The sequence below is a fragment of the Planomonospora sp. ID91781 genome (genome assembly GCF_015711595.1).
Classification (GTDB): Bacteria; Actinomycetota; Actinomycetes; order Streptosporangiales; family Streptosporangiaceae; genus Planomonospora; species Planomonospora parontospora.
Window position 1 is genome coordinate 156,139 of the sequence record NZ_JABTEY010000002.1, and the last position, 19,879, is coordinate 176,017.

A 19,879-nucleotide genomic window follows, 5' to 3' on the forward strand; every position below is an offset into this window, starting at 1 on the left:
GACACCGGTCTTCCGGTCACGGAGGTGCAGGCGGAGCAGGGGCGGGATTGTCAGCGCAGGTACCGGTGGATGGCGTGGCGGATCTGCTCGGGCGTCATCGGGTCGGTCGACAGGGCGCTGTGCAGCACGAGCCCTTCGATGAGCGCGTCGAGCTCCCGGGCCGTGGTGGCGTCGAAGTGGAGTTCCAGTGCCTGGCGGCTGCGCGCCATCCAGGCCTGGGTGACGGCTCTCAGGGCGGGGTTGCGCGCCGCCGCCACGTACAGCTCCACGGCCAGGACGAGGTCGTGCTCCGAGCCGAGCAGGTCGTCCGAGACCAGCGCGACGACGGCTTCGACCGCCGCGTCGCGGTCCCGGGCGGCGCCCAGCCGCTCGTCGAAGACGCGGGCCGCCGACTCGGCGTGCCGGGTGAACGCCTCGATGAGGACCTCCTCCAGGGAGGTGAAGTGGTAGGTCATCGACCCCAACGGCACGTCGGCGGCGCGGGCGATCTCCCGGTGCGTCGTCGCGGCGACGCCGCGCTCGGCGATGACCGTCAGGGCGGCGTCGATCAGCCGGTCCCGCCGTCCGGGATCGTGCCGCCGGCGCCGCCGGGGAGCGGGCGGCCGCGGGGGGGCGGCGGGGTCGCTCATGCCGTGCCGGGCTCGATCGTGCGGATCACGCGGGCGGGGTTGCCCACCGCCACGACGTTCGCCGGCAGGTCGCGGGTGACCACGGCGCCGGCGCCGACGACGGTGTTCTCCCCGATCGTGACCCCGGCCAGGACGATCGACCCGCTGCCCAGCCACACGTTGTCGCCGATGGTGATCGGTGCGGCGGCCTCCCACTTGGCCCGGCGGGGTTCCGGATCGACCGGGTGCGTCGGGGTGAGCAGCTGGACGTTCGTGCCGATCTGCACGTCGTCACCGATGGTGATCGGCGCGACGTCCAGGGCGACGAGACCGAAGTTGGCGAACGACCGGGCACCGATGCGGATGTGGCCGCCGTAGTCGACCCGCAGCGGCGGCCGGATCTCCGTGCCCTCACCGATCGCGCCGAGCAGCTCGGTGAGCAGGCGGCGCCGCTCCTGCGGATCGCGGGCCGAGGTCGTGTTGAACGCGTCCATCAGGTCCATGGCCCGCAGACTGTGCTCGGCCAGCTCCGGGTCGTCGGCGATGTACGGGTCACCGGCGAGCATGCGCTCGCGCATCGAGCGGTCGTCCCTATCAGATGTCATACGTACTAGTGTACACACAGAATGTACATATGTACGTATGACCGTTCCCTGCGGGATCAGGTGCAGGTACGGCACTCCGGCCCGGCCGTGACCTCGCCGATCAGGCCGATCGGCCGGTACGGCCGCCGACCGTCCGCCGGCCACCGCGTCCTCCTGGCCGACCGGGCGCCGAGACGGGCAGGTTGAGCGTGAAGGTCGAGCCCTCGCCGGGGGTGCTGACGGCGGTGATGGTGCCGCCGTGCGCCTCGGCGATCGCCCCGGCGATGGTCAGCCCCAGCCCGACACCCTGGATGGCGTGCTCGTGGGCGTACCGGGTGCGGTAGAAGCGCTCGAACACGTGCGGCAGCTCGTCGGCGTCGATGCCGGCCCCGGTATCGGTGACCGCGATCGCCACCTGATGCCCGGCGGCGGAGGCGTGTACGGTGATCGGCGTGCCGGTGGCCGAGTATTTGACCGCGTTCGACAGCAGCGCGCCGACCGCTCGCACCAGCAGGTCCCGGTCGCCGGGGACGTGCCCGGCCCCGGCGTCCAGCCGTACCTGGAAGCCGTGGCCGCTGTCGCGGGCCGCGGCGGCGGTGACGCGCACCGCCTCCTCGACGATCTCGCCGACCGGCACCGGAGCCGCGTCGACCTCCAGGCGGTCGGGGTTGATGCTGTTGATCGCCAGCAGATCCTCGACCAGATCCTGCAGCCGGGCGGCGTTGCGGATCATGGCGTCCAGCATCCTGCGGCCCGGCGGCGAGGCCTCCACCACTCCGGCGTCGGCGTCGGCCATGACCTCCAGATAGCCGATCAGAGAGGTCAGCGGGGTGCGCAGCTCGTGGGAGACGGTGGCGATGAAGGCGTCCTTGGCAGCGTCCAGCTCCTTCAGGCGCGCCACCGTGGCCTGCTCGGCCTCGTAGGCCTCCCGCAGGGCGCGCTCGGCACGGCGCCGGTCGGTGATGTCGTGCACGAACGAGTGGAAGGCCCACTCGCCGTCCTCGCGGGTGGCCCACACGACGATCTCGATGGGGAACTCGCTGCCGTCGGGCCGCCATCCGGCCAGCTCCAGACGCCGCCCCAGCACGTTCGACCGCCCGGTGGACAGGAACCGGGCCCGGCCGGCCTCCTCCGCCTTGCGGTAGCGGGGCGGCACGATCGTCTCGTGCAGCAACCGGCCCAGCGCCTCCTGGCGGGGCCGGTCGAACATGCGCTCGGCCACGGCGTTCCACTCGGTGATCCGCCCGGAGGCGTCCATGGAGATGAACGCCTCCATGGAGGTCTCGATGAGCTGCCGCAGGCGGTGCCGGTTGCCTTCGACCAGCTGGTGGACCCGCTGGCGGTCGATCACCCGGCCCAGCTGGTGGCCGAGGGCGGTCAGCATCCGCAGCAGCGGCTCGTCCCGCTCGGCCCCCTGCTCGGAGAAGAACTCCAGCACCGCCGCCACCCCGTCGGCGGCCACAACCGGGAACGCGAACGCGGCCCGCACCCTGAGGTCGCGCTCCTGCTGGGCACGGAAGAACAGCGGATCGGCGGTGACGTCACGCGACCAGACCGGTTTGCCGGTGGTCACCACCTGGCCGATGGTGCCGGTCCCCGGAGAGAAGAGGGTGCGCAGCGTCACCTCGCGCAGCGCCGGGAAGTCCTCGATCGAGCCGGCCCAGATGTCGGCCGAGACGAAGTCGTCACCCAGGTCGGCCGGTACCCACAGATGCCCCAGCGGCCAGCCGATCAGCTCGCAGACCGAACCCAGCGTCGCGTGGGCGGCCGCCTCGAAGTCGTCGCTGGCCTGCGCCAGAGTCGTGATCTCGTCGAACAGCGCCACCAGCGCCGCGTCCCGCTGCGTGCCCGCCACCGCAGAAACCCCCTTTCCCGTGGCCCGTACCCGCAGAGCCGCCGCAGCCACCTCCCGATCGGACCGGGAGTGAGCGGACGACCGCGCTCGGGCGGGCGGGGCGGGCCGGCCGCGACCCGGCGCACCGAACCCGGCCATCGGGGTCTTCCCGAGGGAGGCCCGTCAGTCCACCTCGACGTCGTCGAGGTGCCGGAGGAGACGCGACAGCACGCGGACGCACGCGGCGATCTCGGCGTCGGTCAGGTCGCCGCCGATCCGGCGCAGCACCGCCCGCTCGCGCTCGATCACCGCGGTGATGGCGGCCCGGCCCTCTCCGGTCAGGCGGATGAGCGAGGACCTCCTGTGCGCCGGATTGGGCACGGACTCGACCAGGTGTCGCGCGGCCGCGTCGTTGATCGTGCGCTGCACGAACTGGCGGCTCAGCGCCTGGGCCCGGCCCATCTGGGGGACGGTCATCGGGCCGTGCTCGCGGAGCAGGTTGAGCACGGCCCGCACCCCGACCGACAGCCCCTCGATGGGCGCGTCCTGCTCGACCTTGCGATGGGCGCGCCGGTACAGCGGTCCCACCAGGTCGAACACCTCGATGAGCCGGTCTGCCGGCTCTGTGGAGGCCGGGCCGCGGTCTGCTTCGCTCACCCCACCATGATGACACCGAAGTTGTCATCTTTCGCCAAAGATGACACCTTAGGTGTCATGAAGGATCTGTTCTGGCTCGACACCGGTACCGGCCGCCCTCTCGTCCTGCTGCACGGAGGCTTCCTCGACCACGGCATGTGGGACGACCAGATTCCGACCCTCGCCCGGCGCCACCGCGTCATCGCGCCCGACGCCCGCGGCCACGGCCGGTCCGCCAACGCCACCGAGCCGTACCGGCTCACCGACGACCTCGCCGCCCTGCTGCGCCACCTGGAGGCCGGTCCCGCGGTCCTGGTCGGAGTCTCCATGGGGGCGTCCACCGCGGTCGACACCGCGCTGGAGCACCCCGAACTGGTCGGCGCCGTAGTCGTCAGCGGCGCCGGCACCAGCGAGCCGTACTTCACCGATCCCTGGACCACCCGGGTCCGGGCCAGGTGGCACGCGGCGATGGCCGCCGGTGACCTGGACGCCTCCGTCGAGGCGTTCACGCTCTTCGCCGCAGGTCCGCACCGTACCCTCGACGACCTCGATCCCGGGGTCGTCGGCCGCCTGCGCCGGATGACCCGGGGCACCATGTCCAAGCACGCCGCCGGTGAGCCCGACCTGCTCGTCCCCGTACGGGAGACCTGGGAACGCGCCGCCGGGATCGGCGTCCCCGTGCTGGCCGTCAACGGCACCGCCGACTCGCCCGACCACATCGGCATGGCGGAACGTCTCGTCCGCACCGTCGCCGACGGCCGCGCGGTCTCCGTCGACGGGGCCGCCCACTATCCCAACATGGAGCGCCCGGCACTCTTCAACGAGATCCTCGAAGGCTTCCTGCGCACCCTGTGACCGCCGCCGGCGGTCACACCCCGCGGCTCCCGGCTCAGAGGCCCGGTGCGAGCGGCCGGGAAACCGGCGCTCCGCGCGGCTCCGGTCCGCTCCGGCCAGGTGCGCAGCCGACCGGCTGCGCACCCTCGCGCCGACCGGGCCGCACCCCGCAGGAGAGACGGCGGCGCTGGAGACGTGACGCGGATCTCCGGGGTCAGGACCGGTCGGGCGTCCGCGGGATGAGCAGCCTCCGGTTGAAGGCCTCGGTGACGGCGGCGGCGCGGTCCTTCACGCCGAGCTTGGCGTAGATGTTCAGCAGGTGGCTCTTGACCGTGGCCTCGGTGATGAACAGCCGGTTGGCCGTCTCGCGGTTGGTGTTCCCGGCCGCCACGAGTTCGATGATCTCGATTTCCCGTCGGCTGAGCAGTTGCGGGGCGGGTGTCCTGACCCGGTTCATCAGCCGGGCGGCCACCGAGGGGGACAGGACGCTCTCACCCCTGGCGGCGGCGCGCGCACCTCGCAGCAGCTCCTCCCGGGGGGAGTCCTTGAGCAGGTAGCCGGTCGCGCCCGCCTCGATCGCCGGCAGGACGTGGGTGTCGGTGTCGTAGGTCGTCAGGACCAGTACGCGCGCGGTGACGCCGAGCCTGGCCAGCTCGGTGATGGCGGTCAGCCCGTCCATGCCGGGCATGCGCAGATCCATCAGGATCACGTCGGGCCGGAGCTCCTGGGCGAGCCGTACGGCCGCGGCGCCGTCCGCGACCTCGCCGAGCACCTGGAACCCGGGTGCGGAGGCGAACATGCTGCTCAGCCCGTCCCTGACGATGGGATGGTCGTCGGCGATCAGCAGCCGGACCGGGGGCTCGGTCACCTGATCGGTCATGCGCGGCTCCCTGCCGGAAGAAGGGGGACACAGGCCGAGATCCCGGTGCCGGCGCCCGGCTCGGACTCGATCCGCAAGGTCCCGGACAGCCCTTCGACGCGCTGCCGCATGATGGTCAGGCCGAACCCGCCGCCGCGGGACGGCGATCCCGGGCCGCCGCCCGCGGCCGCGGCCGCACCGAGATCTGCGGGCTCGAAGCCCCTGCCGTCGTCGCGGACGTCCAACGCCACCTCGTCCTCCAGGTAGGAGAGCGTCACCCCGACCCTGGTGGCGCCCGCGTGCTTGGCCACGTTGGCCAGCGCCTCCTGCGCCGTGCGCAGCAGCGCGAACTCGGCCTCCGGCGTCATCGCCCGCGCCGTGCCGGTGGTCGTGACCTGGACGGCGAGCCCGTGCAGCTTCGACCACCGGTCGGCGACGTGGGCGAGCGCGTCGCTCAGGCGCCCGCCGTCCAGCGGTTCGGGTCGCAGTGCGTCGACCGAGCGCCGGGCCTCGGACAGGCTCTCCCTGGCCAGGGTCTTGACCGCCTCGAAGGGCCGGACCCACGGCGCCGGGACCTCGTGCATCTGCTCGGCCGCCTGCAGCTGCGCGATGATCCCGGTGAGCCCCTGGGCCAGGGTGTCGTGGATCTCGCGCGCCATCCGCTGGCGCTCGTCGAGGACCCCCGCCTCCCGTGCCTGGGCGAGCAACTGGGCGTGCAGCCCGGCGTTCTCGGTGAGCGTCGCCTCCAGCCGCCGGTTCGTCTCGCTCAGTTCGGCGAGGACCTGCTCGCGCTGCTCCTTCTCCCGTTCGGCGCGCCGCAGCACCCAGGCCGTGCCGCCCATGAGGACGATGTTGGCGACGACGATGGACAGGTACAGCGTCAGGCCGGAAGCGGTCGTCTTGGGCACGTCGGAGGCCTGCGCGGTGCCGGCCACGACCGCCGTGGCGGCCACGCCCGGCAGCCGCCACGGCCAGCGCAGGACGGTGAAGGCGTAGATGTAGGGCGCGGGGGTGAACAGCCCGAACGCGGGATCCCGCACCACCAGGACCGCTGTGATCACCAGCAGTCCGGTGAAGAACACCCCCATGATCCGCGGGCGCTCCCACCAGGCGGGACGCAGGGTGAACATGCCGAGCATCCACGCCGCGGCCAGCCCGCACAGGCCCAGGTCGACGAGGAGCCGGTCGCCCGCCGGGTACCGCGCGATCACCTTGAAAGCGGCGAGGGCGGCCAGCAGCGTGTACGGCACCGCCGTGACCAGGAGGAACGGTCGGTCTTCCCGTACGGCCCGGGCACCGGGCCGCGGCCTCGGCCTGTCCAAACCCCCTCCTCCTGTTCAAGATCTCTTCTTCGGTGGTGAGTCTATGCCCGGCGGAACCGGCGGAACCAGCGGAACCGGGGACCGCGACGAGCACCGGTCCGGCCGGTCTTCATCGGGGACACCGGTTAGCCTGATTCCGGGACGACCCGGACGGAGGCGCCGCAGATGAGCGAGACCGATCCGCACATCCACGTCGAGCAGAGAGCGGTGCAGGCCGGTGCCGCCTTCCGCAACGTGATCGTGTCGTCGCTGGGGCTCGTGCCCGACGCGCCGAGCACGGTCACCACCGGCTGCGGGCTCCAGGTGCCCTATGCGATGACCTCGCCCCGTCCGGAGAGCGTCACCTGCCTTCCCTGCCGGGAACACGCCCACCGCGAGCACCTGCGCTTCGCCGAGCAGGTGGAGCGGCTGAGCCGGATGCCCGGCGCGCCGTTCACCGGCGACCAGGCGGCCGAGGCCGCGCGGTGGGCCCGGGAGCGCGCGGAGAGGTTCTCCGGCTGACCCTCCGGCCGGAGATCGGCGGCTCTGCCGCAGCCGGCGGCGGCGGGGGCCGTCCGACGGCTCGGGCAGGAGCGCGGATGCGGTGACGTCGCCGGCCGACAGCGGACCAGGCCGGTGGACGTCTCCACGCCGGCGCACGGCCTCCGGTCCGGTGCGCCGGCCGCTGATCACCCGCGGGAAATCCCGGTGCGGAGGGGCGGAGGGGTGGTGTGTGATCGGGGGATGGCGATCGAGATGGGCAGGCCGGAGGTCGACGGGCTCGGCGACGTGGTGCGGGTGATGGGGGAGTGGCAGTGCGACGGGGAGCCCCTGCAACTGCATCCGGGGGATGTGGGGTGGTTCTGGCGGTTCGGCGCGGAGCGGACGGCGGAAGCCGTACGGACCTGGAGCCGGGCCGGGGAGGTCCTGGCGGTCGGGCTGCTGGACGGTGCGGAGTTGCTGCGGCTGGCGTTCGCACCGGAGGTGCTGCGGGACGAGGAGCTGGCGCGGCGGGTGGCCGAGGACGTGTCGGCGCCTGAGTGCGGCGTGCTGCCCGGGGGCGAGGCATACGTCGAGGCGCCGACGGGCGCGGTGGTCCAGGACCTGCTGTCCGAGCACGGCTGGAAGAGCGGCGAGCCGTGGACGCCGCTCCGGCGTGACCTCGGCGCGCCTGTGCCGGATCCCGGCGTCCGCGTCGAGGTGATCGGGCCGGAGCGGGCGCACGAGTGGGCCGCGGTCGTGCGGGCGTCGTTCGAGGGGTCGACGTTCACCGGCGAGCGCTGGCACGCGATGGCGGCGGGTGCGCCGTACGCCGGCGCGCGCTGCCTGATCGTCCGTGACGAGCAGGGGGAGGCGGTGGCGGCCGTGGCGGTGTGGTCGGCGGGTGAGGGCAGGCCGGGGCTGATCGAGCCGATGGGGGTGCACCCGGCACACCGCGGTCGCGGTTACGGCAGGGCGGTCACGGTCGCCGCGGCGCGCGCGCTCCAGCAGTCGGGTTCGTCCAGTGTGCTCGTCTGCTGCCCGAGTTCCAACGCCAGCGCCGTCGCCACCTACCGGTCGGCCGGCCTCGATCCGCTGCCCGAGAGGCGGGACCTGTACCGCGACGCCTCCTGAGGCCTCCGGCGCCGGGCCGGAGCGCGTCCGGCGGCCGTGCGCCGACACGGCCGAGCGGCCGGACCCGCTCGGCCCGGCCCCCGCCGTACGCCGCGGCGACGGCACCCGGGCTACGCGGACGTTCCCGGTCCGCGGACGCGGAGGTAAGCCTCCAGGTCGGCGGCGCCCTTGAGCATGGCCCGGCCCCGGGCGGACAGGCGGGCCTGCCAGTCGCGCAGGGCCGACTCCAGCGGCGCGACGCCTCCGGCGGAGCGGACCTGGGCGATCAGCGGGGCGATCTGCTCCAGCAGGTAGCCGCCCCGCCTGAGCTGGTGGGCCAGCCGGACGTCCCGCACGTCGGCCGCGCCGTAGACCCGGTAGCCCGTCCGCGGATCACGGCGCGGCCGGACCAGCCCGGCGCTCTCCCATTTGCGCAGGGTGGCGGGACGGACGCCGAGTCTCCTGGCCAGGGGGCCGATGAACGTGTCACCGCGTTCCTGCGGCACGGGCGCCAGATCGCGGAGTGCGGCCTCGACGGCCTGGAGGGTGCGGCGGTCGTCGAGGAGCCGGCCGTGGCTCTCGTCGATGAGCCGCAGCGCGTCCTCCGCGGCGCCCCGGTTGACCGCCTGCATGATCGACGTGGCCGTGCGGTGGCCGTGCCCGGGCGCGAGGGACAGGAACGCGCGCAGGGCCTGCGCGTGCAGCGGCGTGTAGGTGCGGTAGCCGTGGGGGGTGCGTCCGGCGGCGGGCAGGATGCCGGCGTCCTCGTAGTTCCTGATCGCCTGGGTGGACAGGCCGTGCTCCCGCGCCAGGTCCACCGGTCTCATGGATGCATCACCGATTGAGGGTCCATCACGGTCGGAGAGGGGATTTCCTCCGAAAAGTCTACACCGAATGTTCAACGATACCGTTGAAGGCATGGACATCAAGGACACGGCCCGGCCGCTCGACGGCCCGGGCGTCTCGGCGTTCCTCCGGTCGCTTCCCGCCGAGCCCCTGCTGCTCGGCCTGGGCGAGGCCAGGCACTTCGTGGGAGAACTGGGCGAGTCGCGCAACGAGATCTTCCGGCATCTGGTCGAGCAGGAGGGATACCGGTCGTTCGCCATCGAGAGCGACTGCCTCATGGGGCTCGTGGTCGACGACCACATCACGACGGGCGCGGGCGCGCTCGACGACGTCATGGAACGCGGCTTCAGCCACGGCTTCGGCGCGTCCCCGGCCAACCGCGAGCTCGTGCGCTGGATGCGGGCGTACAACGAGGAGCACGACGAGAAGCTCCGGTTCTTCGGGATCGACGGTCCCCTGGAGTACTGGGCGGCGAGCCCGCGCCAGGCGCTCACCGCCCTCTGCGACCTCCTCGACGGCCCGCTGCCCTGCAGCCGGGAGACCCTGGACACGCTGCTGGGCCCGGACGACCGGTGGGCGAGCGAGGCCGCGGTCAGGGACCCCTCCCGGTCGATCGGCCGGTCCGACGAGGCCCGGCGGCTGCGGCTGATCGCCGACGACCTGGTGGCGCTGCTCGACACGCAGGCGCCGGGGCTGAGCGCGCAGGACCGGGAGCGGGCGGAGCTGTACGGGCGCACCGCCGTCGGCCTGCTCCGCTACCACCACTGGATGGCCGACGCGTCCCCGGCACGGTGGACCCGGCTGTCGGCCCTGCGGGACGCGATGATGGCCGCCAACCTGCGTGCCGTCGCCGGGCGCGGCCCGGCCCTGGTCTTCGCCCACAACGTCCACCTGCAGCGGAACAAGAGCCTCATGCCGTTCGGCGACCAGGTGCTGGAGTGGTGGAGCGCGGGGGCGATCGCCGAAGCGCACCTGGGCGGCCGGTACGCCTTCCTGGCCTCGGCCTTCGGCACGGCCGGCGACGACGCCCCGCCCCCGGACACCGTCGAGGGCCTGCTGTCCGCGCTCCCGTGGGACCGCTGTCTCGTCGACGCCCGCCGCCTGGCCGAGGCCGTCACGGAGCCCGTCCCTCGCGTCTCCCGGGACTTCGCCTATTTCCCGCTGGACCCGGCCCGGCTCGACACGATCGACGGCGTCGTCTTCCTCGACCAGGCCGTCCGACTGGACTGACAGGCGCATACGCGTCAGGCTGCGCCGGGGCAGCCGGACCTTCAGGGAGCCGGGGCTCAGGACCGGCCGCACGACGCGGGGCAGAACGCGACCTCGGGATGGCGCGACGAGGGCCCCTCCAGCAGGGGCCGCCGCCGCGACTTCAGGTGCCGGTCGAGGAAGGCCGCCACGTACGTGCGGGTGAGCTCGGCGGAGCGCGCCGCGGGCAGGGCGCCCGGGGTGGGCCTGATGCCGAGGGCGCCCGCCAGCAGCGGCAGGTCGGTGAAGGAATGGTGTTCGGCACGCGACAGCACGAGCCAGCGCTTCCACCCGGCCAGCAGTTCCCAGTCGCGGTCCCAGGAGGTGTCGCGGCCCCCGGGGACGTGCTGCGGCGCACCCATGAACATGAACGGCCGGGAGAAGCCGCTCCTGGGGATCCGGGCGTAGGTGGTGCCGTCCATGTCGATCCCGGCGCGTACGCGGGAGTCCGCCACCATGGTCGCCAGGGCGGCGGCACCGCCGATCGACTGACCTGCCATCGCGATCCGGGAGCGGTCGATCACCTCGGCGCCGTCCCACTCCGATGGCAACCGGTCGAGCACGAAGGAGACGTCGGCCGCCCGGCCCTGGACCACACCCGTGCCGAAGCCCGGGTCGGTGTCACTGTCACAGGCGAGGCATTCTGCGACCCGCCCGCCGGGGAGGGTCGTGGCATAGCTCTCGTAGGGGTGGTCTATCCCGGCCACGACGTACCCGCGGCTGGCCAGGTCCTCGGCCAGGGACGTGAGCGTGCTCACCGGCTTGGTGAAGCCGGGGGAGAGCACCACCAGCGGGAGCCCCCGCCCCGCGGGGCCGGCGTCTTCGAGGGCGTTCGTCCGGGTCCTGCTCAGCGTGTCGTACGGCACGCCGGTGATCCTCGAGCGTTTCAGGAAGAGCTCCGACTCCTTCGCCGTCATGTACGGCGCGCGCCGCCCGTCCCGCCGCCCGGTCGGATACCACAGGGTGACCTTGAGCTCTCTGGCGCCGGCGTCGAGGTTCCAGGGATCGGGGCGGGAGGTGTCCTTCAGGTACAGGGCGGTGGTGCCGACCGGGTGGGTACCGGTGGGGGCGGGAAGGGCGGCGGGGCCGGTCGGTGCGGCCGACGGGACGGCGGACCGGGGCGGTGCGGGTGCGGAGCAGGCGGACGCGGCGAGGACGACCAGTCCCGCGGCGACCGCCAGGAGCTGTCTCATGGAGAAGTCCGTTCACTTGTGCGGTCACTTGTGCAGCAAGGCCAGGGCCTTGGTCAGGGCGGGGTCGCGCCCAGCGGCCGCGTCCTCGGCGGTCAGGGGCACGTGGTGGTCGGGCGGCACGCCGATCCGGTCGATCACCTGGCGGCGGGATCCCAGGTGGCGCTTGGACGGGAAGGCCAGCAGGGTGTTGTTCGCCAGCAGGTACGACCGGGCCGGACCGGAGATCATGCCGGCGGTCCTGGTGCCGACCAGCCGGCCGGCGCGCAGGTCCTTGACCGCGGAGCCGAAGTGCTCGCAGGCCGAGGCGCAGCCGCGGTCGACGAGCACCACCAGCGGCAGGCCGAGCGGCTCGACGGTGTCGTCGGTCCGCATGCTCTCGCACCTGTCGTCGGCGGTGCACTGGTAACCGGTGACCTTGCCGCGGGCGAACGCGCTCACCAGCCGGGTCGCCTCCGAGGGGCTGCCGCCGCCGTTGCCGCGCAGGTCCAGCACGACGCCGGACAGCGTCCGGCCGGTGCGCAGCCGGGAGACGGCCCGCAGGGCCCGGTCGGCGGAATCGGGGGCGAATCCGGCTATCCGTACGTAGGCGACGTCGCCGTCCAGCAGCTTGGCCCGCACCGCCCGCAGGGTGGCCGGATCCTGCGGGAAGAGGCCGGGTGCGAGCGTGACGGACCAGCGGCGGCCGGTGGTCTGCCGCAGCAGCCGCAGCCGGACCGGGCGGGCCTGCGGGTACTGCGGGTAGAGGGCCGCGATCGCGGGGCCGGCCCTGCCGTCGATGAAGGGCGCCGAGCCGTCGATGGACTCGATGACGTCGCCCGGGCGCAGTCCGGCGGCCTGCGCGGCGCCGCCCTGCACGGCGGTGACGAACAGCGGGGGGATGGTGGGGCCGGGGGCGCCGCTCGCCTCCGAGCCGGTGACGTTCGTCTGGAGGCCCAGGCCGTAGCCGTCGCCGTCGTAGTGGTCGGGGTGCCGCTGCCGCTCGATGTCGTGCGCCCAGCGGGCGTGGTCGTCGTCGAGGGCGGCCACGACGGCCTCGAGGGTGACGACGGCCAGTTCGTCGCGCAGGGCGGGGACCTGGTCGGTGGTCGTGCGGTAGGCGGCCTCGAAGGCGGCCCAGTCGGCCTTCCGGTCACCGGTCAGCGCCGGCATGGTCGCCTCGGGCACGTCGCGCCCGTTGCGGTTGAGCTCCCGGGTCAGGGCGGCGAACCCGGCGGTCAGCAGCGCGCGGGCGTCCAGTGCGGCGCCGCGGTGGTGGTTGCCGAGGATGCAGAAGTACGCCTGCTCGACGACGTCGATCGTGGTGGGCGTCTCCGCCCCGGGGATCGCCCGGGGCGGCGCGCAGACCGCACCGGCCGCCGCGCCCGCCTGGCCGCGCGGCGGCGTCGGCGTGGTGCAGGCCGCCGCCAGCAGGAGGGCGAGTCCGGCGGCCCCGCTCCTGACGGCGGTCCTGACGGCGGTCATGCGCCCTCCACCGGTAGCCCGGCCGGGGTGCCGTGTCCGTTGACGGCCTCGATCGGCCCGGTCATGACAGCCGCCTGCGGATCCACCAGAAGCAGAACCCCGTGAGGCCGGCGGTGAGCAGGGCGTAGATCCCGGTCTCGATCCACTGGAAGGGCCAGAAGCGGTCGAGGGGGTGGTAGGTCACCCGCTGCCGGTAGCCGAGGCGGCTGGCCTCGGCCAGGCATGCCCCCATGTTCGGCGGTCCCGCCGCCGGCGCGCAGGGGCCCGACGTGGTGGAGACCTTGACGGGGCCCTCCTCGCCGCGGCCGGCGATGACGCGCCCGGACGGATCGAGGAGGTCGCTGGACAGGGCCCAGGCCCCGGCGTGCCCGGGAACGGCCGGTCCCAGCACGACGTGCGCGGATCCCGTGTCCCCCTGGATGCCGATGCCGGACACGTTCGCCTCGCTGATCTCGAAGGTCGAGGTGACCGGGGGCATCAGGTGGGGCCGGACCAGCAGCGGCATGGCGAGCTGGATCGCGGCGAAGGCGGCCAGGGTGAGGGCCATGGCGGGCAGCGTGCGGCGCACCAGCATGCCCACGGTCACGCCGAGGACGAAGGCGAAGGCCGCATACCCCATCGGGGCGATGCCGCGGGCGCCGAAGACCAGGGGCGCCATCACGGCCAGTTCCGGGAAGGCCGACTTGTCCAGGGGGCCGGACCACCAGGTCACCACGAGGCCGCACAGGCAGGTGGCGGCCGCGGCGGTCAGGCCGATGAGCCCGAGCTTGACCGCCAGCCAGCGGCCGCGGGTGACGCTCTGGTTCCACACCAGCAGATGCGTGCCCGCCTCCAGCTCCCGGGCGATCAGCGGTGCGCCCCAGAAGAGCCCGACGAGGGCGGGCAGGAGCAGCACGACGAGGCTGACGGCCAGGAACGGCAGCTGGTACTCGTCGAAGAAGCGGTCGTAGAAGCGGGCGCAGGAGTCGTCCTGCGTACAGGAGGCGATCCCGGTGGCGTAGCGGGAGGCCAGGTCCGGGCCGGTCAGCGTCAGGGCGGCGGTGAGGACGACGAGCAGGGCGGCCGTCATCGCGGCCGAACCGCGGAACTGGCGCCAGGTCAGCCAGATCATCGCTGTACCTCCAGGGTGGCGCGCCGGCTCTCGGCGGGACGCCCGTCCATGTGGGCCAGGACGAGGTCCTCCAGGCTGAGCCGGCTGACCGTCCAGGCGGGGTCGTGGATGGGGGCGTCGGTGCGGACCACGTACGTGCTCTGCCGGTCGGTGTGGCTGGCGGAGACGACGTGCTGGTCGGCGGGGAGCCGGCCGGGGTCGCGGCGCGGGCCGGTGAGCCGGTGGTGGGTGGCCAGCAGCTTCTCGGTCTCCCCGGCGACCCGGACGCGGGAGTCGACCAGCACGATCAGGTAGTCGCAGATCCGCTCCAGGTCGGAGACCAGGTGGGAGGAGAGCAGCACGCTGAACTCGTGCTCGGCGACGGCCTCCATCAGCCCTTGCAGGAACTCGCGGCGGGCCAGCGGGTCGAGCGCGGCGACCGGCTCGTCCAGGATCAGCAGCTCGGGCCGCTTGGCCAGGCCCAGGGTGAGGGCGAGCTGGGCGCGCTGGCCGCCCGACAGCCTGCCCGCCCGCTGGCCGGGACCGAGGCCGAGCCGCGCGACGCGCTCCCGTGCCACGGCGGCGTCCCAGCGGGGGTTGAGCCGTTCCCCCAGTCGGAGGTGGTCGGCGACGGTCAGCCCCGCGTAGACGGGGGTGTCCTGGGCGACGAACCCGACCCTGGCCAGTTGCGCGGGCGTGGCCCCGGGCCGGCCGCCGAGCACCGTGATGTCGCCGGCCGTCGGCTCGAGCTGACCGCCGGCCAGCTTCAGCAGCGTGGTCTTGCCGGCCCCGTTGGGGCCCACCAGCCCGACGACATGGCCCGCCGGGACGTCGACGGTGCACTCGCGCAGCGCCCAGCGCCTGCCGTACCTCTTGCCCAGTGCCCGGGCCTCTAAGACGGAAGTCACGCTATGTCCTCCTGAGCGGTGGTCCGAAAGGTGGTCGTGAAGAGGGCCTCGATGCTCTCGTCGTCGAGGCCGGCCCGGCGGGCCTTGGCCAGCCAGCGCTGCAGCTCCAGCCGGAGCGGCCCGTGCGCGGCCAGTGAGGTGTCGGTGAGCGTCTTCGTCACGAACGTCCCCACCCCCGGCCGGGCGGCGACCAGGCCCTCGTGCTCGAGTTCCCGGTAGGCCTTCAGGACGGTGTTGGGGTTGATCGCCAGCTGCGCGACCGTCTCCTTGACGGTCGGCAGCCGGTCTCCCTCGCGCAGCAGGCCGAGCCGGAGCGCGTGCCGTACCTGCTGGACCAGCTGCAGGTACGGCGAGACCCCGGACTTCGCATCCAGATGGAACTCGATCACCGGTATCTCCATTTATCTAGTCTCCTAGTACATTAGATATTGCCATATAAGGAACCCGTCAAGGAAGCATCCGGAGGGAGACTCGCCTGGGGCGCTGCGGGAAAGGGGGTGCGCTCGCCGGCGGCGGTCGGCGGATCCGCGCACCGGACGGGCGGCGGCGACCCTGCTCGGGGTGGCAGTCCCATGCGGGCAGGCCGGGCGCGCCGGGAGGCGCCGGCAGGTCTGGGGCCGTCCAGCCGGCAGGTCTGGGGCCGTCCCCGTCCCGTTCACCCGCTTCCGGAACCGCGAGGGGTCCGGGTGCCGGGTGACGGGACCGACGCGGGCACGTGGCGCAGGCGGTCGCGGAAATCGCCGGGGGCGGGATGGTCGCTGACGGCGCGCCGGGCGAGCGGCCACGGGTGGACGGGCGCGGGACGCCGGATGGGGACGAGCTCGAGCCCGTGCACGGAGGGCCGGGTGACGCGGGTGCGCATGCCGGCGAAGGCGCCCGAGCCGGGGGCGTCGGCAGGAGGCGGTCGGCGGGGCGGTCGGTAGGGGGCGGTCGGCGGGGCGCCGACCGCTACGGGGTCAGGCCGGTGACCCGGGCGATGGCGTGCAGGACGCCGTGCTCGTTGTTGGAGCCGGCCAGGTAGCGGGCCCGTCCGATGACCTGCGGGTGGGCGTTGGCCATGGCGAAGGACCACTCGGCGGCGTCGAGCATCTCCAGGTCGTTGAGGTAGTCGCCGAAGACCATGGTCTGCGCGGGCGTGACGCCCAGCTCCTGCTGGAGCCGTCGCACGGCCGCGCCCTTGCCGGTGCCGGTGTGCATGACGTCCACCCAGTGCTCGCCGGAGACCACCACCTGGTGGGTCTCGTCGAACGGCTTCAACGCCGGCGCCGTGCTGTGCTCGGCCGTACCGAAGTCGAACAGGGCGATCTTGATGATGTCGTCGTCGACGGAGGCCAGGTCGTCCACCGGGGTCAGGAGGGCGTAGTACTTGACGGCCTCGGACAGGAAGGCCGGGTCGGTGCGTTCCACGTAGGCGGTGCGCTTGCCGCAGACGACGGCGCCGATGTCCACGCCGTCCGCCGCCAGGTCGCGCGCGGCCGCCACGACGTCGCGGACGAACGGCGGCTCCAGCAGGTCGGAGCTGATCTCCTGGCCGTCGCGGACCACGAAGGCGCCGTTCTCGGCGATGAAGACCGTCCCGTCGAAGGCGTCCTTGAACTGCACGGCCAGCGAGGCGTACTGCCGGCCGCTGGCGGGGCAGAACAGCACGCCGCGGCTGCGCAGCCGCTCCAGCAGGGGCCACAGGTCCGCGGGGATCCGCCCGTCGTCGTCCAGGAGCGTGCCGTCCATGTCGGTGACGATCAGCCGGATGTCGGCGGGCAGGTCCGGCCGGTCGGCGGCCAGGGGCCGGGCGGGAGCGTTGCCGGGGTGTGTCACAGGCGTTCCTCGGGGTGGGGGCGGTCTTCGCATGCTACGTGCGGCGGTTGCGGACCTCGGACGCGGGTCTCCCGGGAGGCTCGGGCGCTCAGGCCGGGACCGGACCGCGTCGCCGTACCAGGGGGAGGTAAACCTCGTCGACGATCTCGACGAGGACGTCGTCGGGCGCGGTGGGCGCCCCGCGCATGACGAACTCGTTGCGCAGCAGGACGATGGCCACGGTCGCCACCCGCGGATGGAGCGCTTCGGGGGAGGCTTCGCCACGCGCGACCGCGCGGCCCAGGACGGTCAGCCAGGGGGCGGCCGCGGCGTCGCCGGACTGCCCCTGCAACTGCGCGAGGAGTTCCGAAGCGCCGCCGGCCGCGGCGAGCAGCTCGCGCAGGATCGCGCCGGAGGACGAGCTCCAGTAGCGGTTCGCCTGGCGGAGCAGTTCCAGGACGTCGCCGCGCAGATCGCCGGTGTCGGGGGGCGGGGTCGTCGTGGCCAGCCGCCGGTAGGCGGCGATGCCCAGCGTGAGGCGGTTCGGCCAGCGGCGGTAGATGGCGTTCTTGTTGGTGCCGGCCCGGGCGGCGACCTTGTCCATGGTCAGCCCGGCGTATCCGGACTCGGCGAGCTCGTCGGTCGCGGCCCGCAGGATCGCCTCCTCGAGGGCGGCGCCGCGTCGCCGTGTCTGCCCGGCGCCTGAGCGCCTCATCGGATCGCCCGCCATGGCCCCTTCCTGGAACCGGTACCGACCGTACCTTCCCATTCTGGTTGGCATGCTCGCATCCGGCAACTAGGGTACGTTTTGTACCTTAATCATCTGACTGGGAGAAGACGGCACATGCGAGCCAAAGGCATCAGTTACGACACCGGCTTCGTCTACAAGGGAGCGATCGGCCATCCGCGCTTCGACCCGGAGGCGGTCGAGCGCGAGCTGCGCATCATCCGTGACGACCTGCACTGCACCGCGGTCCGCATCATGGGCGGTGATCCGGAACGGATGGAGCTCGCGGCGGCGCACGCCGCCGACCTCGGCCTGGAGGTCTGGTTCTCGCCCTATCCGCTGGAACTGACCGCCGACGAGATGCTGCCGCTGTTCGCCGACTGCGCCGCCCGGGCGGAGCGGCTCAGGCGGCGGGGCGCCGAGATCGTGTTCGTCACCGGTGCCGAGCTCAGCCTGATGAACAAGGGGTTCCTGCCCGGTGACGGCATCGACGAGCGGATCGAGCTGCTGAGCCGGCCGCACCGGTTACGTGAGCGGATCGGCGAGGTCGGCGCACGGGTCAACGACTTCCTCGGCAGGGCCGTGGCACTCGTCCGCGAGCGCTTCGGCGGCCGGGTGACCTATGCCTCCGTACCGCTCGAGCGCGTCGACTGGGCCCCGTTCGACATCGTGTCCGTGGACCTCTACCGGTCGGCCGAGATCGCCGGCCACTTCGCCGAGGGCGTCCGCGGGCTCGTCGCGCAGGGAAAACCGGTCGCGATCACCGAGTTCGGTGCGGCCTGCTACCGGGGCGCCGGAGAGAGGGGCGCCCGCGGTCTGGAGATCGTCGAATACGACGCGGTCACCCGCGCTCCTGTCCGGCTGAACGGCGAGTACGCCCGCGACGAGGCCGGGCAGGCCGCCTACCTGCGCGAGCTGCTGGAGATCTTCGACGCCGGAGGGGTCGACGGCGCCTTCGTGTTCACCTTCGCGCTGCACGACCACCCGCACCGTCCCGGCGGCGACCCCCGAGAGGACCTGGACCTGGCCAGTTACGGCATCGTCAAGGTCTACGAGGACCGCCTCGGAGCCGCCTACCCCGGCCTGCCGTGGGAGCCCAAGGCCGCGTTCGCCGCCCTCGCCGACTACTACCGGGACCCGGGCTGAGGCATGATCGCTGTGGCGGCCCCGTCCGGTGGGCGCCGGAAGAGGGGGCCTCATGGGGATTTCCGCCTACCTGGAGTGGCTGCGGCGGTACGTGGGGCACGACCTGCTGCTGATGCCGGCGGTGACGGCGGTCATCAGCGACGACGAGGGCCGTTTCCTGCTGGTGGAGGACATCGACACCGGCCGGTGGATGCTGCCCGGCGGGGCGGTCGACCCCGGTGAGGGACCGGCGGACGCCCTCGTCCGGGAGATGCGGGAGGAACTCGGCGTCGAGGTCGAGCCGACGGCCGTACTGGGGGTGTTCGGCGGCCCGGAGTTCGTCGTCGAGTACCGCAACGGCGACCGGGTCGCGTACGTGGCGACGGTGTTCGCCTGCCGGATCGTCGCCGGTGAGCCGGTGCCCGACGGAGAGGAGGTCGCCCGCTTCCGCTTCGCCGCCCCGGGAGAGTACGACGCGATGCCCATGGCGCCGACGATGCGTCACATCCTGGCCCGGATCGACCCGGCCTCACCCGAGACCTGGTTCGACCCGCCCGCCCCGCGGCGGTGCGGTTCCTCGTAGGGCCGGTGACGATCCGGGCTACACGCACCCACCTCATTCACACATTCACCCACCGTAACGGACCGAATGCTGATAGACACATCCGTGCGGGCGGGGACGCCACAGGGGGAGGACCCGTGTTCGCATCCGGGGACGCGGGTGCCTCGGTCGTCGGCGCACGGCGACCGAGGCACCCGCGTCCCCGGTGGCCTTGCGGCAGCCAGGCCACATCCACCGCACAGGACGGCCGAGTCCCCGGGACGGTCCACCGGCCGGTGCGGGCGGCCCACGCGACGGACGCGTGGCAGCCGGACATCCGGAGGCGTCATGGAGATTCCCGCTCAGCTCGTGTGCCGCACCTGCACCCGCGTCCTGGTGGCCGAGGGCGGAGCCGACGGCGGCGTCTACACCCCGGCCCGGGGCCGGCTCATCGTCGCACGCGGCTACTGCCTCTGCCCGGCTCCCGGTGAGCCCTCCGTGGACCAGCCGACCGCGGCCTTCCCGGCGGCGAGGGAGGACACCGCCGGCCCGTTGGTGCCGTCGCCCCGACCGGCGGACGCCCCGGCCGGCTGAGCCGGCCATCCGGCGCCGGAGGGTGTCGGCCGCTTCCTGCCGGAGGGCGCCGGAGACGCCGCGGACGCGAAATCGTACGCTTCATTCCACGCCGAGGCTGCCC

The 19,879-nt window shown here is 73.3% G+C and carries 21 protein-coding genes; 7 read left to right on the plus strand and 14 right to left on the minus strand.

Annotated features, from left to right (window positions below; all coding sequences use genetic code 11):
* Window positions 1-50: 50 nt before the first annotated feature.
* The 4 genes from HS048_RS19900 to HS048_RS19915 all read right to left on the minus strand — a co-directional run bounded on the left by HS048_RS19900 (window position 51) and on the right by HS048_RS19915 (window position 3,683).
* The gene (locus HS048_RS19900) at window positions 51-629 is read right to left on the minus strand and encodes a TetR/AcrR family transcriptional regulator (RefSeq protein ID WP_196468201.1); all 579 of its coding nucleotides are present in this window, start codon (window positions 627-629) and stop codon (window positions 51-53) included.
* Window positions 626-1,213, minus strand: a complete 588-nt coding sequence (locus HS048_RS19905; RefSeq protein ID WP_230881794.1) for a sugar O-acetyltransferase — start codon at window positions 1,211-1,213, stop codon at window positions 626-628. Before HS048_RS19905 ends, HS048_RS19900 begins: the two co-directional genes overlap by 4 nt.
* 100 nt (window positions 1,214-1,313) lie before the next feature.
* A complete protein-coding gene (locus tag HS048_RS19910; protein WP_196468202.1) occupies window positions 1,314-3,047 on the minus strand; it encodes an ATP-binding protein in 1,734 nt (577 codons plus the stop codon).
* Window positions 3,048-3,209: 162 nt separating this feature from the next.
* Window positions 3,210-3,683, minus strand: a complete 474-nt coding sequence (locus HS048_RS19915; RefSeq protein WP_196468203.1) for a MarR family winged helix-turn-helix transcriptional regulator — start codon at window positions 3,681-3,683, stop codon at window positions 3,210-3,212.
* 57 nt (window positions 3,684-3,740) lie between these two features.
* On the opposite strand from HS048_RS19915, the gene HS048_RS19920 reads away from it, so the two are divergent.
* Window positions 3,741-4,517, plus strand: a complete 777-nt coding sequence (locus HS048_RS19920; protein WP_196468204.1) for an alpha/beta fold hydrolase — start codon at window positions 3,741-3,743, stop codon at window positions 4,515-4,517.
* Between the two features lie 193 nt (window positions 4,518-4,710).
* On the opposite strand, the gene HS048_RS19925 is transcribed toward HS048_RS19920, so the two are convergent.
* On the minus strand, window positions 4,711-5,376 hold the full coding sequence (locus HS048_RS19925; RefSeq protein WP_196468205.1) for a response regulator transcription factor: 666 nt from the start codon (window positions 5,374-5,376) through the stop codon (window positions 4,711-4,713).
* The gene (locus HS048_RS19930) at window positions 5,373-6,677 is read right to left on the minus strand and encodes a sensor histidine kinase (protein ID WP_196468206.1); all 1,305 of its coding nucleotides are present in this window, start codon (window positions 6,675-6,677) and stop codon (window positions 5,373-5,375) included. The genes HS048_RS19925 and HS048_RS19930 overlap by 4 nt, the downstream gene beginning before the upstream one ends.
* Window positions 6,678-6,842: 165 nt before the next feature.
* Here HS048_RS19930 and HS048_RS19935 point away from each other — a divergent pair, with 165 nt between their 5' ends.
* On the plus strand, window positions 6,843-7,178 hold the full coding sequence (locus HS048_RS19935; RefSeq protein WP_196468207.1) for a hypothetical protein: 336 nt from the start codon (window positions 6,843-6,845) through the stop codon (window positions 7,176-7,178).
* Window positions 7,179-7,400: 222 nt separating this feature from the next.
* Window positions 7,401-8,270: an N-acetyltransferase gene (locus HS048_RS19940; RefSeq protein ID WP_230881795.1), complete on the plus strand. Its 870-nt coding sequence runs from the start codon at window positions 7,401-7,403 to the stop codon at window positions 8,268-8,270.
* Between the two features lie 110 nt (window positions 8,271-8,380).
* Here the strand turns inward: HS048_RS19940 and HS048_RS19945 are convergent, their stop codons facing one another.
* Window positions 8,381-9,076, minus strand: coding sequence for a TioE family transcriptional regulator (locus HS048_RS19945; protein WP_196468208.1), 696 nt, complete (start codon window positions 9,074-9,076; stop codon window positions 8,381-8,383).
* 91 nt (window positions 9,077-9,167) lie between these two features.
* Between HS048_RS19945 and HS048_RS19950 the strand changes: the two genes are divergently transcribed.
* Window positions 9,168-10,325, plus strand: coding sequence for an erythromycin esterase family protein (locus tag HS048_RS19950; RefSeq protein ID WP_230881796.1), 1,158 nt, complete (start codon window positions 9,168-9,170; stop codon window positions 10,323-10,325).
* Window positions 10,326-10,381: 56 nt separating this feature from the next.
* On the opposite strand, the gene HS048_RS19955 is transcribed toward HS048_RS19950, so the two are convergent.
* From HS048_RS19955 to HS048_RS19985, 7 genes are all read right to left on the minus strand, one after another.
* Entirely contained in the window at window positions 10,382-11,536 is a 1,155-nt protein-coding gene (locus HS048_RS19955; protein WP_196468210.1) for an alpha/beta hydrolase, read from the minus strand.
* A 24-nt stretch (window positions 11,537-11,560) separates the two neighbouring features.
* Window positions 11,561-12,997 (minus strand): S41 family peptidase, encoded by a 1,437-nt coding sequence (locus HS048_RS19960; RefSeq protein WP_196468211.1) that lies wholly within the window; start codon window positions 12,995-12,997, stop codon window positions 11,561-11,563.
* A 61-nt stretch (window positions 12,998-13,058) separates the two neighbouring features.
* Window positions 13,059-14,108, minus strand: a complete 1,050-nt coding sequence (locus tag HS048_RS19965; protein ID WP_196468212.1) for an ABC transporter permease subunit — start codon at window positions 14,106-14,108, stop codon at window positions 13,059-13,061.
* Window positions 14,105-14,995 (minus strand): ABC transporter ATP-binding protein, encoded by an 891-nt coding sequence (locus HS048_RS19970; RefSeq protein ID WP_196468213.1) that lies wholly within the window; start codon window positions 14,993-14,995, stop codon window positions 14,105-14,107. Before HS048_RS19970 ends, HS048_RS19965 begins: the two co-directional genes overlap by 4 nt.
* Entirely contained in the window at window positions 14,992-15,384 is a 393-nt protein-coding gene (locus HS048_RS19975) for a GntR family transcriptional regulator (protein WP_084008782.1), read from the minus strand. The genes HS048_RS19970 and HS048_RS19975 overlap by 4 nt, the downstream gene beginning before the upstream one ends.
* A 559-nt stretch (window positions 15,385-15,943) precedes the next feature.
* Complete coding sequence (locus tag HS048_RS19980; protein WP_196468214.1) at window positions 15,944-16,810, minus strand: Cof-type HAD-IIB family hydrolase; 867 nt, start codon at window positions 16,808-16,810, stop codon at window positions 15,944-15,946.
* Window positions 16,811-16,898: 88 nt separating this feature from the next.
* Window positions 16,899-17,519 carry a TetR/AcrR family transcriptional regulator gene (locus HS048_RS19985; protein ID WP_230881797.1) on the minus strand — a complete coding sequence of 207 codons (621 nt, stop codon included), beginning with the start codon at window positions 17,517-17,519 and terminating at the stop codon, window positions 16,899-16,901.
* 114 nt (window positions 17,520-17,633) lie between these two features.
* On the opposite strand from HS048_RS19985, the gene HS048_RS19990 reads away from it, so the two are divergent.
* From HS048_RS19990 to HS048_RS20000, 3 genes are all read left to right on the plus strand, one after another.
* The gene (locus HS048_RS19990) at window positions 17,634-18,662 is read left to right on the plus strand and encodes a hypothetical protein (RefSeq protein WP_230881798.1); all 1,029 of its coding nucleotides are present in this window, start codon (window positions 17,634-17,636) and stop codon (window positions 18,660-18,662) included.
* Window positions 18,663-18,714: 52 nt separating this feature from the next.
* The gene (locus HS048_RS19995) at window positions 18,715-19,224 is read left to right on the plus strand and encodes an NUDIX domain-containing protein (RefSeq protein WP_304609694.1); all 510 of its coding nucleotides are present in this window, start codon (window positions 18,715-18,717) and stop codon (window positions 19,222-19,224) included.
* A gap of 306 nt (window positions 19,225-19,530) precedes the next feature.
* Entirely contained in the window at window positions 19,531-19,776 is a 246-nt protein-coding gene (locus HS048_RS20000) for a hypothetical protein (protein ID WP_196468215.1), read from the plus strand.
* The last annotated feature ends 103 nt before the right edge of the window (window positions 19,777-19,879 follow it).